At 58.3% G+C, this 19,040-nt stretch carries 17 protein-coding genes and 1 pseudogene; 9 read left to right on the plus strand and 9 right to left on the minus strand.

Annotation, left to right across the window (positions count from 1 at the left end; genetic code table 11):
- The first annotated feature begins 79 nt into the window (after nucleotides 1-79).
- The 7 genes from FN806_RS05445 to FN806_RS05475 all read left to right on the plus strand — a co-directional run bounded on the left by FN806_RS05445 (nucleotide 80) and on the right by FN806_RS05475 (nucleotide 6,844).
- Nucleotides 80-1,096 (plus strand): Gfo/Idh/MocA family protein, encoded by a 1,017-nt coding sequence (locus FN806_RS05445; protein WP_142634786.1) that lies wholly within the window; start codon nucleotides 80-82, stop codon nucleotides 1,094-1,096.
- Nucleotides 1,093-2,094, plus strand: a complete 1,002-nt coding sequence (locus FN806_RS05450) for a Gfo/Idh/MocA family protein (RefSeq protein WP_142634788.1) — start codon at nucleotides 1,093-1,095, stop codon at nucleotides 2,092-2,094. Before FN806_RS05445 ends, FN806_RS05450 begins: the two co-directional genes overlap by 4 nt.
- A complete protein-coding gene (locus FN806_RS05455; protein WP_142634790.1) occupies nucleotides 2,091-3,143 on the plus strand; it encodes a Gfo/Idh/MocA family protein in 1,053 nt (350 codons plus the stop codon). The genes FN806_RS05450 and FN806_RS05455 overlap by 4 nt, the downstream gene beginning before the upstream one ends.
- Nucleotides 3,140-4,321, plus strand: coding sequence for a mannonate dehydratase (gene uxuA, locus FN806_RS05460; protein ID WP_142634792.1), 1,182 nt, complete (start codon nucleotides 3,140-3,142; stop codon nucleotides 4,319-4,321). The genes FN806_RS05455 and uxuA overlap by 4 nt, the downstream gene beginning before the upstream one ends.
- A 224-nt stretch (nucleotides 4,322-4,545) precedes the next feature.
- Nucleotides 4,546-5,436: an NAD(P)-dependent oxidoreductase gene (locus FN806_RS05465; RefSeq protein ID WP_142634794.1), complete on the plus strand. Its 891-nt coding sequence runs from the start codon at nucleotides 4,546-4,548 to the stop codon at nucleotides 5,434-5,436.
- Nucleotides 5,437-5,448: 12 nt separating this feature from the next.
- Nucleotides 5,449-6,312: a sugar phosphate isomerase/epimerase family protein gene (locus tag FN806_RS05470; protein WP_142634796.1), complete on the plus strand. Its 864-nt coding sequence runs from the start codon at nucleotides 5,449-5,451 to the stop codon at nucleotides 6,310-6,312.
- 112 nt (nucleotides 6,313-6,424) lie between these two features.
- Nucleotides 6,425-6,844: a secondary thiamine-phosphate synthase enzyme YjbQ gene (locus FN806_RS05475; RefSeq protein WP_142634798.1), complete on the plus strand. Its 420-nt coding sequence runs from the start codon at nucleotides 6,425-6,427 to the stop codon at nucleotides 6,842-6,844.
- Between the two features lie 30 nt (nucleotides 6,845-6,874).
- Here FN806_RS05475 and FN806_RS05480 read toward each other — a convergent pair whose 3' ends face one another.
- From FN806_RS05480 to FN806_RS05515, 8 genes are all read right to left on the minus strand, one after another.
- A complete protein-coding gene (locus FN806_RS05480; protein ID WP_142634800.1) occupies nucleotides 6,875-7,645 on the minus strand; it encodes an SDR family oxidoreductase in 771 nt (256 codons plus the stop codon).
- Entirely contained in the window at nucleotides 7,642-8,682 is a 1,041-nt protein-coding gene (locus FN806_RS05485) for a zinc-dependent alcohol dehydrogenase (RefSeq protein ID WP_142634802.1), read from the minus strand. The genes FN806_RS05480 and FN806_RS05485 overlap by 4 nt, the downstream gene beginning before the upstream one ends.
- Complete coding sequence (locus FN806_RS05490) at nucleotides 8,679-9,779, minus strand: mandelate racemase/muconate lactonizing enzyme family protein (protein WP_142634804.1); 1,101 nt, start codon at nucleotides 9,777-9,779, stop codon at nucleotides 8,679-8,681. The genes FN806_RS05485 and FN806_RS05490 overlap by 4 nt, the downstream gene beginning before the upstream one ends.
- Nucleotides 9,776-10,774, minus strand: a complete 999-nt coding sequence (locus tag FN806_RS05495; protein WP_142634806.1) for an ABC transporter permease — start codon at nucleotides 10,772-10,774, stop codon at nucleotides 9,776-9,778. Before FN806_RS05495 ends, FN806_RS05490 begins: the two co-directional genes overlap by 4 nt.
- Before the next feature lie 3 nt (nucleotides 10,775-10,777).
- Nucleotides 10,778-11,755 (minus strand): ABC transporter permease, encoded by a 978-nt coding sequence (locus FN806_RS05500; protein ID WP_142634808.1) that lies wholly within the window; start codon nucleotides 11,753-11,755, stop codon nucleotides 10,778-10,780.
- On the minus strand, nucleotides 11,740-13,275 hold the full coding sequence (locus tag FN806_RS05505) for a sugar ABC transporter ATP-binding protein (RefSeq protein ID WP_246097149.1): 1,536 nt from the start codon (nucleotides 13,273-13,275) through the stop codon (nucleotides 11,740-11,742). The genes FN806_RS05500 and FN806_RS05505 overlap by 16 nt, the downstream gene beginning before the upstream one ends.
- A gap of 67 nt (nucleotides 13,276-13,342) precedes the next feature.
- Nucleotides 13,343-14,317, minus strand: a complete 975-nt coding sequence (locus FN806_RS05510; protein WP_142634809.1) for an ABC transporter substrate-binding protein — start codon at nucleotides 14,315-14,317, stop codon at nucleotides 13,343-13,345.
- Between the two features lie 54 nt (nucleotides 14,318-14,371).
- The gene (locus tag FN806_RS05515) at nucleotides 14,372-15,838 is read right to left on the minus strand and encodes an aldehyde dehydrogenase family protein (protein ID WP_221929474.1); all 1,467 of its coding nucleotides are present in this window, start codon (nucleotides 15,836-15,838) and stop codon (nucleotides 14,372-14,374) included.
- Nucleotides 15,839-16,004: 166 nt separating this feature from the next.
- Here FN806_RS05515 and FN806_RS05520 point away from each other — a divergent pair, with 166 nt between their 5' ends.
- Together FN806_RS05520 and FN806_RS05525 are read left to right on the plus strand one after the other, a co-directional pair.
- A complete protein-coding gene (locus FN806_RS05520) occupies nucleotides 16,005-17,105 on the plus strand; it encodes a LacI family DNA-binding transcriptional regulator (RefSeq protein WP_246097150.1) in 1,101 nt (366 codons plus the stop codon).
- 10 nt (nucleotides 17,106-17,115) lie between these two features.
- Nucleotides 17,116-18,768, plus strand: a complete 1,653-nt coding sequence (locus FN806_RS05525; RefSeq protein ID WP_142634811.1) for a GMC family oxidoreductase — start codon at nucleotides 17,116-17,118, stop codon at nucleotides 18,766-18,768.
- Here FN806_RS05525 and FN806_RS20625 read toward each other — a convergent pair.
- Nucleotides 18,750-18,944 (minus strand): annotated as a pseudogene (locus tag FN806_RS20625) (IS6 family transposase); the annotation flags it as partial. The gene FN806_RS05525 and the pseudogene FN806_RS20625 sit on opposite strands and share 19 nt — an antisense overlap.
- Nucleotides 18,945-19,040: the final 96 nt, after the last annotated feature.

Here is a 19,040-nt window from a genome sequence, read left to right on the forward strand (position 1 = left end):
GCAATTGTTAACACAGTTTTTAATGGTTGCATCTTTCCCGTTCGAACCCGCAGACTGACCGGGTGATCCGGGGGAATGAATGAATATTGCGCTGATTGGTTTGGGGATGGTTTCGGGCACGCATGTGGCTGCCATTCGGGCATCGGACCAAGGCCTCAATCTTGCCGGCGTCCTCGGGCGCAATCCTGAAAAAGCAGCTGAGTTCGCGCAGCGAAACGACACCCGCACATTCAGCTCGGTCGAGGAAATCGCAAACGAACCAGACGTCGACTTTGCGATCATCGCAACCCCGCCTGATCAGCGCACAGAGTTGGTGCGGGTTCTTTCGACCGCTTCGAAACCGATCCTGATGGAAAAGCCCATCGAAAGAACGCTGGACGCCGCGACGGCCATTGTCGAGCAGTGCGAGGTGTCTGGTGTTCCGCTGGGCATAGTCTTTCAGCACCGCGCCCGCGCCGCTTCGCAGGCGCTGAAATCAGCCATTGAACAGGGTGAGCTGGGCGCGATCGCCACGGTGGAGATCCGTGTCCCCTGGTGGCGTGATCAGAGCTACTATGACGAGCCGGGTCGCGGCACTTACGCACGCGACGGAGGCGGTGTCATGATCTCGCAGGCAATCCACACGCTTGACCTTGCGATGTGGCTGCTGGGGCCGATCTCGGGCATTCAAGCCATGATGAGAAAAACTCCGTTACACGATCTCGAGGCCGAGGATTGGGCAGGTGCAATCCTTGAAATGGATAACGGCGCGGTGGGAACGTTGATGGCAACTACTGCCGAATATCCTGGGGCCGCTGAATCTATCACGATCCAGGGCACGCGCGCCAAAGCGCATCTGGATTCAGGTGTCCTGACCTTGACCACTTTCGATGGTCGGAAATCCACGGTTGGCGAAACGTCCGCCACAGGCGGAGGGGCCGATCCCATGGCGTTCACCCATGAATGGCACCAGACGGTTATCGAGGATTTCGCCAAGGCCGTCGCCGGTGGAACGAGGCCGCTGGCCAGCGGACGCAGTGCCCTTTTGACTCACGCCGTCATAGACGCGATGCAGATCGCCAATCGAACCTGCCAGAAAACACGAGTCGCCTCATGAGCCTGACCTGCGTCGCCCTTGGTCTGGACCACCGCCATATCTATGGCATGACGGAAAACATGCGTAAAATCGGCGTGGACTGTGTCGGCTACTGGACACAAGGCGATCCAGAAACGCTACCGGGCTACGTCAAAAGGTTTCCCAATATTCCGCGGCTGGCCCGATTGGAAGACGCCCTAACCTGCGGGGCGGATCTAGCGCTGATTTCCGCAATTCCGGCAGATAGGGCCGCGTTGACGATTCGCGCTATGCAGAACGGCATGGATGTCATGAGCGACAAGCCGGGCTGCACGACGTTCGAGCAACTCGACCAGATCAAGCGAACGGTCGCGGACACCGGTCGAATCTGGTCGGTAAATTTTTCCGAACGATTTGAAACGCCGGTCAGCACCATGGCGACCGAGTTGGTCGAGGCCGGTGCCATAGGGCGCGTGATCCAAACGGTCGGACTTGGCCCGCACCGATTGAACCGGGCAACCCGGCCGGAGTGGTTTTTTAGGCGTGACCGCTATGGCGGAATTCTGACCGACATTGCCTCGCATCAGATCGATCAGTTCTTGCATTACACAGGTTCGGAAACCGCGGAAATCACAAACGCTTACGTGGCGAACTACGCAAACCCCAAGGATCCCGGGTTGCAGGATTTCGGAGAGCTCAATCTGCGCAGCGAGAATGGTACCGGGTATATCCGGGTTGACTGGTTTACGCCGGATGCCCTGCCAAACTGGGGGGATGGTCGCCTAACGATCCTTGGCACCGATGGATATATCGAGATACGGAAATACGTCGATGTGGGTGGAGCCTCGGGGACAGACCATCTGATCATCGTCAACGGCGAAACCTGCCAAAAGATCGACGCATCCGACGCCGGCCTTACCTACTTTTCGCGCCTCACCGATGACATCCGTAACCGGACCGAAACCGCGATGACGCAGACCCACTGCTATACGGTCATGGGGCTGGCACTGCACGCGCAGGAAATGGCGGAACGCAGATGATCAACGTTGCGATCCTTGGCGCTGGTATCGGTGCGCAACATCTGAGCGCACTGGAACGGCTCGACCACACCTTCCGCGTAGCCGCTGTGGTCGACCAGAATACGGACCGGATCGAACAGATTCGACAGAACTCGGATTTTCGCTCTCTGACCAATATTCAGGACGCGCTGGATGATCCGGCGATTGATGTCATCGACATCTGCCTACCGCCCCATCTGCATGTACCGACCACCCTTTCGGCACTGGCCGCAGGAAAACACGTTGTCTGCGAAAAGCCTCTTGCGACCTCGCTGCAGGATGTGGATCGGATCACGGCAGCCGCAAGCAGCGCTGGCAAGCATGTGTTTCCAGTTTTTCAATACCGGTGGGGGCCGTCTCTGGCCCAATTGCGCCACCTGCAACGCGCAGGCCTGACCGGAGCGGTTCAAACTGCCGCGCTTGAAACCCATTGGTCCCGAGGTGCAGACTATTACGCAGTTCCGTGGCGGGGAACATGGGCCGGTGAACGCGGCGGCGCAGTACTTGGCCATGCCATCCACAATCATGATCTGCTGACTCATATTGCGGGTGATATCGCTTGGGTGTCCGCAATGGCTACAACGCGGGTCAACCCGATCGAGACCGAAGATTGCGCAGCGATCTGCTTTGGCATGACTTCCGGAGCATTGTGCACAAGCAATATCACACTAGGCGCCGCCACGGACGAAACCCGCCTGCGGTTCGTCTTTGAAAAGGTGACCGCCACCTCTGGCACGGAACCCTATGCCCCGGGCCAAACGCCTTGGACATTCGCCGCGCGGGACCCGGCGGATCAAGCCGCTATCGACGCGGCTCTTGCCGCCGCCGCTGCCGAGCCAACGGGGTTCGAAGGTTTTTTTACCGAAGTCGGCAAAGCGCTGCGGTCCGAGGCAAATTCGGCCGTTACGCTGAAGGATGGCGCTGCGTCCATCGGCCTTGTTACGGCGATTTATCACGCGGCGCGCACCGGGCAGCGCGTTGCCCTTCCCATCAGGCCCGATCACCCACTGTATGAAGGATGGCTGCCATGAAACAATGCTGGCGTTGGTTCGGACCCGAGGATCCGATCGCCCTGGCCGATCTCCATCAAGTCGGGGTTCAGGGAATCGTCACCGCGCTGCATCACACCCCGCCCGGACAGCCTTGGGATGAACAGAGCATCGCCGAACGGCAGGCCGTTCTTGCCGCGGCCGGGTACAGTTGGGACGTTGTCGAAAGCCTGCCCGTATCGGAGGCTATCAAGACGCAGTCGGCAGACATGGCCGAGCATCTGCAGGCGTACAAGTCCAGCCTCAGGGCCCTGTCCGTCCGTGGCGTCAAAGTTGTTTGCTACAACTTCATGCCGATCCTGGATTGGACGCGCACCGCCCTTCGTGCCCCACAGCCGCATGGCGGAACGGCCATGCTGTTCGACCTGACCGATTTTGCAGTTTTTGACATACATATTCTCGAACGTCCGGGCGCGTCCGAAGACTATTCCGGCGACGTCCGCCAAGCGGCCAAGGATCGCTTCATGCGCATGTCGGATGAATCCAAGGCCCAGTTGCAGCACAATGTCACTGCGGGGCTGCCCGGCGCCAACGATCAGTGGAGCGTGCAGGATGTGCGCGCTTTGTTGCAGAACTATGCTCATATAGACCGTGACCGGCTTCGCGCAAACCTGATCGACTTCTTGTCTGAGGTCGCCCCAGTGGCCCAAGAACTGGAATTGCGCTTGTGCTGTCATCCAGATGATCCGCCATTCTCGCTGCTCGGTCTGCCGCGGATCATGTCCAACACCAATGACTACGGCATCGTTCTGGATGCGGTTGATATGCCCGCGAACGGCGCAACCTTGTGTACCGGATCGATGGGTGTTTCCTCCGAATTCGATGGGCCGGACTTCGTACGCAGGCATGGCGGCCGGATTCACTTTGTTCACTTGCGAAATACCCGACGCATCGCGGGGTCGGACAGACAGAAGCCGGATTTCTATGAGGCTCCGCATCTGGAGGGCGACACCGACATGGTCGGCACCATTCGCGAGCTGATGAACGAACAACGCCGCCGCAAATCCCGAGGGCGGGGCGACTGGCAAATTCCGATGCGACCCGACCACGGACAAGAGCTGCTGAGCGATCTGGGCGGACACAGCACTCCTGGCTATCCGCTGATCGGACGAATGCGCGGGCTGGCGGAACTGCGCGGCATAATGGCGGCGTTTTCCTGACACGTCGGATCAGGCTGTTTCTTTCCGTCCGTAACACTTCTTTGCTTGCCTGTGCGCGGTATTCCTCGTTTACTTACGGCACGTAAACGGGCAGCGGGGTGTCTTCCGGACTCGCCCGACGTCTGTTCAAGACGCGTGAAACTCCCGCGAAAACCGATGCCTGGAGGCATCAATTTTCGAAACGTCTGCCATACCGAAATGGCGGAAAAACGGGAGGATTCCAAATGAAAACAGCAGGCGTAATCGGTCTTGGCGACATGGGCAGCGGCCTTGCCAAAAACCTGATCAAGAATGGCTTTGAAACATCCGGTTTCGACCTGAGCGAGACACGCATGACGGCATTTGCCGACATGGGCGGCCGGCCCAAGGACAGCGTGGGGCAAGTCGGTCGTCACGCCGCCACTGTGTTTGTCATGGTGATGAACGGAGATCAGGCCCGCGATGTCATCTTGGGTGAAAACGGGCTGGTTCCGAACATGGCGAAAGGCGGAACGGTCATCCTGTCGGCGACCATTACCCCGGCCGAAGCCCGCGCCATCGGGCAGGATATGGAGGGCTCGGGCATCCACCTAATAGACACCCCTGTCTCGGGAGGGTTCCCCGGCGCGCAGAACGGCACATTGACGATGATGGCTGCCGGTGCTGCGGATGTGCTGGACAGAAATGCAGAAGTCATGCAGGCAGTGTCGGCAACCATTCATCGGGTCGGAGAAAACGCCGGCGACGGGCAAACCGTGAAAGCCTGCCTGCAATCTCTGATCGGATCGATCTTTTCCGCCACATTCGAGGCTGCGGCCCTGGCGGCCAAAGCCGGTGTCAGTGGTCAGGCAATACTTGATGTGTTCTCCTCATCCAGCGCGGGGTGCGGCGTCGTGAATACCGCCCTTGAAAACATCATTGATCGCAAGTTCGAGGCCACCGGTAGCCATATCGCAACCATGCACAAGGACCTGACTATCTCGCTGGCACTGGCCGGTTCGTTGGGCGTTCCAATGCACACAGCGTCATCCGCAATGCAGATCTTTCACGCAGGAAAAACCAAATACCCGAATGGCGACAACTGGGTGTGTACTCAGGTCATCGAAGAGATCGTTGGCGCAGAATTGCATCGCTGAGGGGGGACGAACATGAAACTTGGTGTGATTTGCGACGGCATTTCCCGCGAACTGCGGCATGCCGTGGACGTAATGGACGAATTCGGTCTGGACTATGCAGAGCTTCAGTTCGTTGGAGATACGGAGGTCGGGGACCATTCCCCGCAGGAAATTGCCGAGATCGACGCGCTTTTGCGCGACCGGGGCAAGCCTGTGTCATGTCTGTCTCGCCATATCTTTGCGGGGATGACAGCTGCCAACAGGCCCGGCGACAACCTGCACACTCGGCACATGGACGCCTTGAAACGCGTGATCGACATGGCGCATGTTGTTGGGGCGCCGCTGGTTCGGATCATGACGCCACGAAAAGAGCAGATACTCTGGGGAAAAAACGGCGCCGAGAAGTGGAACGTGGCGCATGGGGTATGGGACACGATGCCGCCTCTGATCGCGCCGGCGGTTGAACTAGCAAGAGCTGAGAGGGTGACGCTTGTCGTGGAAACTGGAAACGGCACGCTGGTCAATTCCAACTATACAGCCCGAAAGCTGATTGACGAGTTGGACGCAAAAGACACTTTGAAAGTGCTGTGGGACCCCGGAAACAACTGCTGGTGCCATGAACTGGCATACCCGATCGGTTATGAAGAACTGCGTGGCGGCTACTTGGGTCACATTCACATCAAGGACGTAAAGGTCGACACGCCGCGGGCAACGCTGGAAGTGCGCCGCATGGGGGAAGGTCAGCTTGCGCCTCTGTTCCAACCCATCGCGGACGCGCTCAGATCCGACGGCTATGATGGCGTCATTTCTTTCGAGAGCGTTTATCATCCCGGCAACGGAAACTTCGAAGATGGGTTTCGTCTGTGTGTGGACAGGTTCAAAAGCCTGTTCGCATGAATGAAGCGCCATTGTACTTTACAAATCATATACTTAACCCTCAAAGTTGAATGCCGAATGGGGTGCGGAAAGCTGGGCGCATTCGCGCAAAATCAAGGAAAGGATCTGATGGATGAAGCAAGAGTTTTTTGAGCTGTCCATTGAAACGCCCGGCAAATCCCTCACCGACATCAGCGGGGTGGTTCAGGGTGCGGTGTCTGACCATGAACTTGGCTCGGGCCTGCTGACCCTTTGGTGCGTCCACACCGGTGCCGCGCTGTTGGTTCAGGCCAATGCCGATCCCGAGGTGGTCAAGGATATCGAGACGTTCTTCGAAGAACTGGTCCCCAAATCATCAGGCAAATATCACCATCGCCCGAGCGAAGACGACAACGCGCCATCGCATTTGCGGGCGCCGTTGACGCAAACGCAGGTGTCCATCCCGGTCGAACAGGGGCAGCTTCCGCTGGGCCGCGTACAAAGCCTGTATCTCTTCGAACATCGCGAGGCACCCAAGACACGACGATTGAAGGTGCACTACATCGGGACGTGATGCCTTGGGTCACATGGAGAGTTGACGGTGTTACCGCCCCATCCAGCCCCCGTCGACAACAAGGATTTCACCGTTGACGTAATCCGACGCTGCAGAAGCCAAAAAGACTACAGGTCCGGCAAAATCACCAGGCGTACCCCAACGGCCTTGGGGTGTTCGTTCCAGAATCGACTTTGATCGGACCGGATCGTCCTGCAGGGCTTGGGTATTGTCGGTCGCGATGTAGCCGGGGGCGATTGCATTCACGTTCACACCCTGCCCGGCCCACTCATTGGCCAGGGCCTTCGTCAGCTGTCCAATCCCACCTTTCGAGGCCGCATATCCGGGAACGGTGATGCCGCCCTGAAACGTCAGCAGCGAGGCGGTGAAGATGATCTTGCCCGAGCCGCGCGCCAGCATGTCCTTGCCGATCTCGCGAGACAGAACGAACTGCGAGGACAGGTTCACCTCGATCACTTCGTCCCACCAGTCGTCCGGGTGTTCAGTGGCGGGTTTTCGTTTGATCGTGCCGGCATTGTTGACAAGGATATCAGGAGTTTGTCCGTCGGCCCTCAACTGATCAATGAACGCATGCAGCGCAGCGCGATCCGAGAAGTCGCATTGGTAAGCCCGGAAACTGCGTCCCATCGCTGTCACGGCTTTTTCGACATCCGCCCCGGACAGCTCAAGCGAGGCGGACACTCCGATTATATCGGCTCCAGCCGATGCCAATGCCTCGGCCATTCCGCGCCCGATACCGCGTTTGCACCCAGTCACAAGGGCCGTCGTTCCCGTCAGGTCGAAACTTTTCAAAACACTCATGAACGCGGTCCTACTTCGATCAGGCTTTTCATTGCGGTTGGGCTGCGATCCAGTGCTTCGAACGCGGCCTGGATGTCTGCCAGAGGGCTGACGTCAGTAATCACAACATCCGCGTCCACTCCGCCCGAGGCGACAACTGCAATGGCTTTCTCGTAATCCTCTGGCTCATAGACCCGAGCACCGATCAGTTGCAGCTCTCGCCAGAAGAACTGGAACAGGTCTATCTGGGGCTTTTGTGCATGGATCGCGACCATCACGATCCGGGCCCGAGTCGCGGCAACGGCGGTCATCGCATCAACTCCGGGCTGCGTTCCCGACACCTCGAAAACCACATCTGCGCCTTTGTCGCCCGTGCGCGCGTTGATTGTGGACACCAGGTCGGTTTCGATTGGGTTTATCGTGTCAAAACCAAGTTTTTCAGCAATCGCAAGACGGTTCGGATTCACTTCGGAAATCACGACATTTCCACCCGCATCCCGCGCAACCATGGCAACCAGGATGCCGATCGGGCCGCCGCCGATAACGACAACGTCCTCGCCAGGTTGCAGGCCAGACAGCCGCACATCGTGGCAGGCAACGGCGACCGGCTCGATCAGCGCCGCGTGATCCATGCGCAAGTCGTCTGGCAGAATGTGCAACGTATGGGCCGGAACGGTCCAGATCTCTTGCATGGCGCCATCGGTGTCGAGGCCGAGAAATTTGAGGTTCTGACAAATATGCTGATGCCCCCGTTTGCAAGCTGGGCATTCTCCGCAGTGATCAAGCGGTCGGACAACAACCTTCTGGCCGGGTTCGACCGTGTCGACGCCCTCGCCCACCGCTTCGACGACACCTGACATCTCATGTCCAATCACCCGATTCAGGCCGACACGGGCATCCATGTTGCCGTGGTAGACGTGCATATCCGTCCCGCAAATCCCACAATAGGCAACGCGAACGGCAGCCTCGCCGGGGCCCGGATCCGTCGCTCGGGCTTGCTGTACAGCAAAGCTCTTGTTGCCCCTGTAGTATGCCGCACAGATCGTCTCGGTTGTCATGTATGCATCTCCATGTGTTCCGCATTCAGTTTGTCCCAGTCGAATTCCACTCCGGTTCCCGGTGTATCCGGGGCCACGGCCATACAGTCTTCCACAACCAGCGGACGGGTCGTGTACTGATCTATCGGGAATGAGTGTACTTCTAGCCACCCTGCGTTGGGTTGCGCGGCAACAAGGCTGACGTGCAGCTCCTGAATCCCATGACTGCAAACCGGAATGTCGTGCTGTGCGCTCAGCGCGGCCACGCGCAACCAGCCGGTGATCCCGCCGCAATTTGAAGCATCGGGCTGGATGAAACTCAGCTTCGCGTCATCAAAGGCGTACTCGAATTCGTGAATCGTGTGCAGGTTTTCACCCATAGCAAGGGGCACGCCCGTGGCTTCGGCAATTCGGCCATAGCCTTTGTAATCGTCTGGAATTGTCGGTTCCTCGAACCACAGGATATCGCAGTCGGCGAACCCTCGGGCTGCCACGATGGCCTGCTCGACGCTCATGGAGTAATTCGCGTCAACCATGAAGAACCGGTCCGGCCCCAACATTTCGCGCACCGCCCGGGTCCGCGCCAGATCATCGGCCAGATCCGGTTGACCGACCTTGATCTTGACCGCGTTGAACCCACGCGCAAGGTAGCCTTCGGTCTGCAACAGCAGTTTCTCCAACGAGAAATTCAGGTCGATCCCGCCGGCGTAGGCCTTGCACCGTTTGGACGCTCCACCAGCCATTTGCCATAGTGGTGCATTCTGCGTTCGGCCGCGAATGTCCCAAAGGGCAATATCCACGGCCGAAATGGCGAACGAGGCGATCCCACCCCGTGCCACATAGTGCACATGCCATTGCATGGCATCGTACAGGCTTTCGATCTGTTCGGCGCCTTGTCCAACCAGGAACGGCGCTAGATCATGCTGGATCATCGCCAAGATGGCATGACCGCCCTTGCCGCCCGTATAGGTATACCCAACCCCCTCAACCCCATCCGACGTTTGAATGGTAACGGTGATCAATTGAAAGAACGTGTGATCGCCATGTTTGGCATCGACCAGGACTTCGGCGAGCGGGACGTTGAACAGCCGCGCTGAAACACTTTCTATGCGATTCACGAACCCAAGACCTTCTGCTGCCTGGCAATAACCCGAGACTGTAAGAGGATGACCACAAAAAGAAAGCCTCCACGTATGACCATCTGCCAATAGGCGCTGAAACTGATGGTCCCCTGACCGTTTTCAAAGTTCAGAACGTTGAACACCAGACCCAGCAAAAGCGCTCCGGCCACGGTCGCAGGGATCGAACCCATCCCACCTGTCAACAAGGTGCCGCCCACAACAACGGACGCGATGGCCGACAATTCCCATCCGATGCCCTCAAGGGGTTGTCCGGCTCCAAAACCCGAGGCCAGAAAGACGCCAGCCAGCCCTGCGCAGCCGCCCGAAAGCAGGTAGACGAAAGCCTTGGCGCGATTCACCTTCAGACCCATGAGGTTCGAGGCATCCTCGCTGCCACCGATCGCCAAGACGGTCCGCCCGATGGTTGTTCTTTCCAGCACCAGCCACAGTACCAGCGTCAGTCCGGCCACTATGACTATTGCCCATGGAAACAGACCAAACGCCTGCCCCATGCCAAGCTTGGTGAAGTTCGACCCCCAATCAACCGAAATTGTCTGGGCGCCCGAAATCACCAATGCGCCGCCTTTTGCGGCAAGCATGGTCGCCAGTGTGGCGATGAAGGGCGGAATCCGAAGGATGATGATGCAAAAGGCGTTGATCGCTCCGAAGCCCACCCCGGCAAGCACGGCCCCCGGCAGCGCAACCTGAATCCCGTATGGGCTGAGATAGGCCGCAACAACCGACGTAAAGGCCGCAACGGATCCAACCGACAGATCAATCCCGCCGGTCATGATCACAAAACACATACCCAGCGCAATCGCGATGAACATCGCGTTGTAGTTCAGGAAAGACGAGAAATTGTAGGCGCTGCCAAAGTTGTCATAGCGCATCAGCCCAAACAGGATCAAAGCCAGCAGTGCGATCCACACCGTCACCGAAGCCGAATTGCGCCGAAGGTACTTTCGCAGGTCAAAAGCCGTTTCATCCAACATCGATCAAGCCCTCCGGAACTGCTGGACCCAGACGGCCAGGATAATAATGACCGCTTTGGCGATCAGTGCAACTTCGTCCTCTACCCCGTTGGCCAGCAATGTATATTTGACCAATTGGATGATGACGGCTCCCAGTATGGCACCAAAGATCGGCGCCCGTCCGCCTTGTAAAAGAGCCCCGCCAACGACAGCGGCCGCGATGGCGTCAAGCTCCATCAGATTGCCGTTGCGCGCGGCGTCCGAGGCCGAGTTGATCGCAACCACGATCAGACCAGCCAAGCCCGCAAGCACCGCGCAGATGACATAGGCCCCGATCTTGACCCGCCGGACGGGACCACCGGCCAGATAGGCCGCGCGTTCATTGCCGCCGATCGCCAGCAGGTAACGACCCCAAGTGGTTCTGGTGATCACCCAGAACAGCACACAGGCAATGGCCAGCGCCAGCCAACCCTGGAACGGCAAGCCAAGCACCTTGCCGGTTCCAAGATAACTGAATGAAGGGTTTGAAAATGTCTGCAGGTTGCCATTCGTCAAAACCTGGGCAATACCGCGACCCGAGATGAAAAGAATGAGCGTCGCAATAATGGGCTGCACGTTCAACACGGCAACCATCACGCCGTTGAATACCCCACATAAACCCGCGACGAACAGTGGCAGGACAATGGCCAAAATGACGCCAAGCATCGGATTGGCGGCGCCCAGATCCGACAGAAAGATCAGCGGGGCCAACGCCCCCGCCAGAGCCATGACAGCGCCAACCGACAGATCAATTCCACCCGTGGCGATGACCAGCGTCATACCCATGGCCACGATGGCGATCGTGGCAACCTGGCTGATATTCACGAACAGGGTCTGCATCTGCAGGAAATTGGGGGTGAAAAACGCGTTGAACACCAGCAGGGCGACCAACGCGGCGATGCCGCCATGAAAGCGGAAGGGTATCGATGCGACCCGTTGCGGCAACTTCATTGCGCGGTCCATGAACCAGTTCCTTCTTCATGATGCGCAAGCGCGCGCACCAGTATGTTCTCCGTAATCCCGGGGTTGGTCAGTTCCTTGACCGAGCGCCCCTCGTGCATGACCACGATGCGGTCGGCGCCTTCCACCAGCTCTTCGAATTCCGAACTGATAAGAACGACGCCGAACCCCTTTTCGACATAAGACCGAATGAACGATTGGATCTCTCGCTTGGCGCCGACATCTACGCCTCGGGTCGGTTCGTCCAGTATCAGGATGTCTGGCTGCGTCGCCAGCCAACGGGCGAGCAGTACCTTCTGCTGGTTGCCGCCGGACAACTCGCGAATGGGTTGGTCCATATGCGCCGCCTTGATGCCCAGATCGTCGATGAAGGCTTGAACGATCTCGCGCTCGCGGGCAAAATCGATCTGACCACGACTGGCCAGTTTCGGCAGTAGGGCCAGCGTCATATTCTCGCGCACGGACATGTCTGGGATGATCCCTTCGGCCTTGCGATCTTCGGTCAGAAAGCCGACGCCGTTTGCGATTGCGTCACCCGGTCCGGATGGTTGTCCAACCGCGCCGTGCAACTCGATCGCACCGCTGCGGGCTCCGTCCACGCCGAACAAAGCGCGCGCCGCCTCAGTCCGGCCAGAGCCCAGCAACCCGCCCAACCCAACGATTTCCCCGCGGTGGAGTGTAAGGTCGAAATGCGTCAATCGCGGGCCTGTCGAAACAGAGTCGGCCCGCAAAACGATATCTCCTTTCTTAGCCTTCGCACCTGCAAAGTCCGTGAGTCCGTCTGCCGCGATCTCATCTTTGTTGCGGCCCAGCATGTCCGCGATCATTTCTAATTTGGTCGTGTCCTGGACGTTGCGCGTGCTGGCGGTGCGCCCGTCTCGCATCGTTGTGACTCGATCGCATATCTGGAACAGCTCATCGAGGAAATGCGAGACATACAGAACAGACACGCCCTGTTTCTTTAACTCGCGCACCACACCGAACAGAACCTCGACCTCGCTGGCATCCAGAGACGACGTGGGTTCGTCCATGATGACAAGTTTCGCATCCAGCGAAACAGCCCGCGCAATCGCAACCAACTGCTGGATCGCAGTCGAGAAATTTCCTAGCGGCTCCGTCACGTCGATATCTATGCCAAAGCGCGCAAGAACCTCGCGTGCGCGCCTGTTGCCCTCGCGCCAGTCGACCAGAAAGCCGAAGCGTTTGGGCTCGTACCCCATGATGATGTTCTCGGTCACTGACCGCAGCGGCACCAGGTTGAGCTCTTGATAAATCGTGGCAATTCCGGATTCCTGCGCTTCGCGCGGGGTGGAAATGCGGCTTGGCGCATCCGCCAGATGGACGTCGCCGGCATCCCGGTCGTAAACTCCGGTCAGAACTTTGATCATCGTCGATTTACCGGCACCGTTCTGGCCGATCAGCGCATGAACCTCGCCGGGAGCGATCTTCAGACTGGCCTGGCTCAGTGCCGGTACGCCTGCAAAGGACTTATCAATTCCCGACATCGAGACGAGCGCATTCATAAGATGTCTTCCTCCGATTGCTTGCAGGCGGCACCGACCACAGGCCAGCACCACCCACCAGGGAGAATCAATAGGCTTCGTCGATGTGATCAGCCGCATTGTCTTTGGTAAAGATGCGATCTTCGACTTTCACCCATTCCGGGATCGTCTCGCCAGCCGCGTATTTCTTCATGACTTCACAAGCCAGAGGACCGAAGAAGGGCGAGCTTTCCACCGTGACCCCCATCTTGCCATCGATGATGGCCTGAAGCGCATCACGTGTCCCGTCGATCGAAACGATGGTCACATCCTCGCCAGGCTTGCGACCGGCCAGTTCCAGAGCCTGGATCGCGCCAATCGCCATCTCGTCATTGTGGGCGTAGACCACGTTCACGTCGGGATGCGCCTGCAGCAGGGTCTCCATCACCTGACGACCCAGGTCGCGCGCAAAGTCACCGGTCTGAGAAGCCACAATCGCAAAGCGGTCATCCGCTGCAATCGCGTCGTCGAAACCCTTTTTACGGTCATTTGCAGGTGAAGAACCAGTTGTGCCTTCCAACTGGACGATGACGCCCTTGTCGCCGTCGAAATTTTCCATCAGCCATTGCGCGGCGCGGTTGCCCTGATCAATGAAGTCCGATCCCAGGAATGCTACGAAATGCTCGCCTGGCTTGGCGACGGCCGGATCAACCGAGCGGTCCACGAGAAAAGTCGGAATGCCGGCGGCGCGTGCTTTCATAACCGCCGGAATCAGTGGCTTTTCTTCCCTTGGAGGCAGAAACAGAACGTCGATGCCTTGTGCGATCATGCTGTCCACATCCGCAACCTGCTTGGCCGCAGATCCAGCTGCATCCGTCGCGATCAGGTCCCAGCCGCAGGCCTCGGCCGTGTCATGGAACGATTTGGTCTCGGCAATGCGCCACGGATTGTTCGACTCCATCTGCGCAAAGCCAACTTTGTAGCGCTCCTTCTGCTCAAGCTGTGGCAGATCCTGCGCAATCGCAGTCGTGCCCAACAGCGCACCCGCGACAACCGTCGAGATCAAAAGAGTTCTGCGTTTCATGGTTATTCCTCCTCCATTGGTGCGGTCGCCAACGTTTTGACCGCGAGTTTTAGGTCATGCCCAATTCATGTAAGTCGTCTGTTTCCTCAGATAGCCATCGAAGCCATATGCGCCGTCTTCACCCCCAACCCCGGACATACCCCAACCGGTATGAAATCCCTGCACGGCCTCGCCATTGGAGCGGTTCAGATACAGTTCGCCGAACTTCAAACGGCTCGGGGCCTCCATCAATCGCCGGTGCGATGCCGTAAAGAGATAGGCCGACAGCCCGAATGATGTGTCATTCGCTACGTCTATCGCCTGATCAAAATCATCTACTCGCATGGCTGTTGCCACGGGGCCAAAGACCTCCTCTTGCATCGCGGCATTGCTGTTGTCTGAGACCTCAAGAACCGTCGGGGACATCCAGTGCCCCTTATGGTGCGCCCCGTCCGTCAGGGGCCCACCTGCAAGATGAACCGTGGCGCCTTCGGCGATGCTGCGCTGGATGATCTCGGCGACCTTGGTCACTTCGGCCTTGCTGACTTTGGGACCCAAATCGCAGTCGTCCATCGGTTCCCCGATCGACAAAGCGCGGACCGCGGACACGAATTTTTCCAAGAACTGATCCGCAATGCCGCGATGCAGATACATACGCTCGTTGCAGGTGCAAATCTGGCCGCAATTGGCAAACCGGGCGGCAATGGCGGCCGAAACGGCGGCGTCAATATCCGCATCCTCCATCACGATGAACGGAGCCTTACCGCCAAGCTCGAGCCGGACAACCTTGATCCGGTTGGCCGCGGCGCGAAAAATCTCTTTCCCGGCGCGTGTGCTGCCGGTCATCGTGATCAGTGACGTATCGGGGTGTTCGACCAACCGCTGCCCTACCACCGGCCCCTTGCCTGTCAGAACATTAAGAACACCGGGCGGAAACCCGACCTTGTTGGCAAGCTCGGCGACCGCAAGACCGGATAGCGGCGTGATTTCGTGCCCCAACAGAACTACGGTGTTGCCCGCGACTAGCGCGGGTCCGACCTTCCTGGCGGCCAATGCCAACGGATAGTTCCAGGCCGTCAACGCAACAACAACGCCATAAGGATGACGCCGGATCTGGATTTCCTCGGACTCGTTGTCCGACGCAACTATGTCACCCGAAATCCTCCGGGCCTCTTCAGCCGCATGGCAAAGAAAGGTGACGGCAGCATCCACTTCACCTCGGGCTTGCGAGATCGGCTTGCCCTGCTCGGCGGTGATCAGAGCAGCCAAACGACCGGCGTCGATCCGGACGGCCTCAGCGAGCCTCAGGACCAGTCGAGCCCGCTCGATCGCCGGGCGCGAGGACCACGAGCCAAAAGCCCGATGGGCCGCTTCGACCGCCGCATCCGCGTGAGCGGCGGCGCCATCTGGAACTAGCGCAACGATCTCTTCATTCGCAGGGTTTTCGACAACAACCGTGTCCGCGTCAAGGTCGACAAAGCGGCCATCGATGAACATCGAATGCCGAACGACTTGACCCAACTCCCCCACTACAGACCGCAATTTCGCCTCCCGCGCTTGCTCGGTCAAACCACAATGGAGACCGCACCACCGATCAAAACACTAATATTATTATTTAGTCAACACTAATATTAATTACTATCCGCTAATATTAGTTGCACGTCCTCCGCATAATCGGTAAAAAGGATACGAACAAAAAGGTTGAGCGATGAACGATCAAGCGAACAAGGCCGGACAACACAGGGGTGTAGGACGAGTCGCGGGCCGACAGCGCATAACGATGCACGACATTGCACGCGTCGCTGGATGCTCACAAACGACAGTATCGCTGGTTCTGAACAAGAACGATTCCGTCAAAATCTCCGAGGACACAAAGCAACGAGTCCTGGATGCCGCCAATACGCTTGGATACGCCATGCCCTCTCAACTCAGGAAACCCCAAGACAGCGCGCGCCGACCCTCGGCACTAGACGACACCATCGCTTTTGTCGTGGACGATCTGGCGTCGAGCCCCGAAATGGTAAACGCGTTTAGCGGCGTGAAACAGGCCGTTCGGGACACCGGAAATCTTGTATTGCTGGCAGAAACCCAAAACGACCCAGAGGTCGAACCCAGAACGCTTAAGTATTTCCTCGACCAACAGGTTGCGGGCATCGTTTACGCAACTGTTTTCACCCGGCGGGTGGTCGTTCCGGAAATCCTCACGCAGGCCGCAACCCCGGTTCTGCTGCTAAACTGCTTTTGCGACGACCTCTCGTTTCCTGCGGTGATCCCCGGCGAAGTCGCTGCTGGACATACGGCGACCAACGCCCTGATCAAGGCCGGGCACAAACGAATCGCCACTATCACTGGCGAGCCGTTCATGGAATGCGCCGCGGGACGAACGACCGGGTATAGAAACGCCTTGGCTTCCGCCGACATTCCATTCGACGAGGACTTGGTTGTCGAAGGCAATTGGTTGCCCAGCGCCGGATATGCCGCCACGCGCGAATTGATGGACCTGCCCTCTCCGCCAACCGCCATTTTCTGTCAGAATGACCGCATGGCAATCGGTTGCTATGAGGCACTCAAGGAACTTGGCCTGTCCATCCCCGAGGACATCTCGGTCATCGGATTTGACGATGACGAAACCGCGCGACACCTTTCGCCGCCCCTGACCTCGATGATTCTTCCCACCCGGGCGATGGGACGCTGGGTCGTCGAACAGCTATTCCACGGGCCGACGGATGGTCAGAGGCACCCACTCGTGAAGCTTGAATGCGAACTGGTCGAGCGCGACTCGATCAGAGAACCCAAACGCCGGACCTGAAGGCGACATCATGACGGAAACCTTCGATCACATCGTCATCGGCGGCGGCTCAGCCGGTGCCGCAGCCGCCGCCCGACTGGTCAACCAGGGCAAGTGCAGGGTTCTGGTGCTGGAGGCCGGGCATTCGCACCACCATCCATTGCTGGACATGCCGCCGGGTATTTTCAAGATGATCAACGGGTCCAAGTTCATGACCTACCACCAGACCGAACCGCAGGACCACCTGGACGGCCGCGTGCATGAGATTCCGCAGGCCAACGTACTGGGCGGCGGGTCGTCAGTGAATGCGCAGGTCTATATGCGCGGCCGCCCTTCTGACTATGACGCGTGGAACGACCTGCTACGACAGACCAACGACGGGGTCAGCTGGGGATGGGATGATGTGCTGCCCTATTTCCGCAGGATTGAAGGCAACAACAGGCTTCATAATTACCTGCATGGCAGCGATGGTCCGGTGCAGGTCTCTGATCCGGGGTATATCGACGACATGTCCCGTTGGTTCGTTCAGTCGGTGCAGGCCCTTGGTGAACCATTCAACACGGACTTCAACGGCGCAACACAGCGCGGTGTCGGGTTCTATCAGTTCACCAATCGCGCTGGAAAGCGCAGCTCGTCAGCCTATGCTTTCCTCGCCCCTCTCGAGACGAACCCGGACTTGACCATACGGCTTGGCGCAACGGTCAGAAAAGTCATCATCGAAAGCGACAAGGCCGTCGGGGTGCAGTATCGCGACAAAGGCGGGTTCCACACCGTCCGGTGTGATGGTGAGGTTATCCTTGCGGCGGGCGCTCTGGTCACGCCGAAAATCCTCATGCTTTCGGGTATCGGACCGGATGCACATCTTGCCGAACACGGTATTCCTGTGTTCTGCCCACTGCCTGGGGTCGGTCAGAACCTGATCGACCACCCCGAAGTTCCCATCACCGCCTTTGCCAACGGTCCATACGGATATTTTAAACAAGGTGATGGCTGGCGGATGCTTCGCAACGGCATACAGTTCAAACTGTTCGGCAGCGGCCCAGTGACTTCGGCCGGGGTCGAAGCTGGTGCCTTCGTCAATCCGTCGGTTCCTAATGGAGAACCGACCATTCAAGCCTTTTGCGTGCCCATCGTCTATCTGGATCGCGACGCGCTGGACGAAGTGCAGGATGACTTTGGCGTGACCGTTACGACCGTCGTGGTCAAACCGAAATCACGCGGAGAGGTTCGGCTTCGCTCGGCCGATCCTCAAGCTATGCCGGTGGTTTCGCCCAACCTTCTGAAGCATGAAGACGACATGCAAGAGATGATCCGGGGGCAGCGGTTCTTTCGTCGGGCATTCACGTCGGGCCCGCTTGCACAAAGGATCCGCGAAATCGTCATTCCGATAGCGGACGACGACCAGACGCTGCGAGCACATTGCAAGAGATTCGTAAAAACCAACTATCACCCGGCGGGCACTGCCAAAATGGGCCGGGACGGCGACGGAATGGCAGTGCTGGACGCCAGAATGCGCGTTCGCGGGATCGAGAGCTTACGGGTGTGCGACATGTCCGCAGTGCCCGACATCAACGCCGGCAACACAAACGCACCTGCCATGATGCTTGGCGAACGATGCGCCGACCTTATCCTTGGCATCGGATCAGTAGGCGAGGGACGCAATTCTTATCCGGAACAAAGTTGACGCCACTCGCTAAGAGCGGCAGCGCGGGTCAGCTTGAAGGTGTCTCGGCTGGTGAGCGATCATTCTTGGTTGAAGTGGTTTTAGACGGAAGAATGAACGGCAGCGAATTTCTGTAAACTTCGCATGCGCCTGAACCGTTGCGTCGCGCGTTCGCGTCGTCGAAACGGAAGAGCGGAAATCGAATATACAGCATCACAGCAAGGCGGATGATCTCGGGACTGGTCTTGAAGTTTTTAAAAGAGGCAGGTTTGGTCATGTGCAAAAACTACGCA

It is taken from the genome of Ruegeria faecimaris, assembly GCF_900182615.1.
GTDB classification, from domain to species: Bacteria; Pseudomonadota; Alphaproteobacteria; order Rhodobacterales; family Rhodobacteraceae; genus Ruegeria; species Ruegeria faecimaris.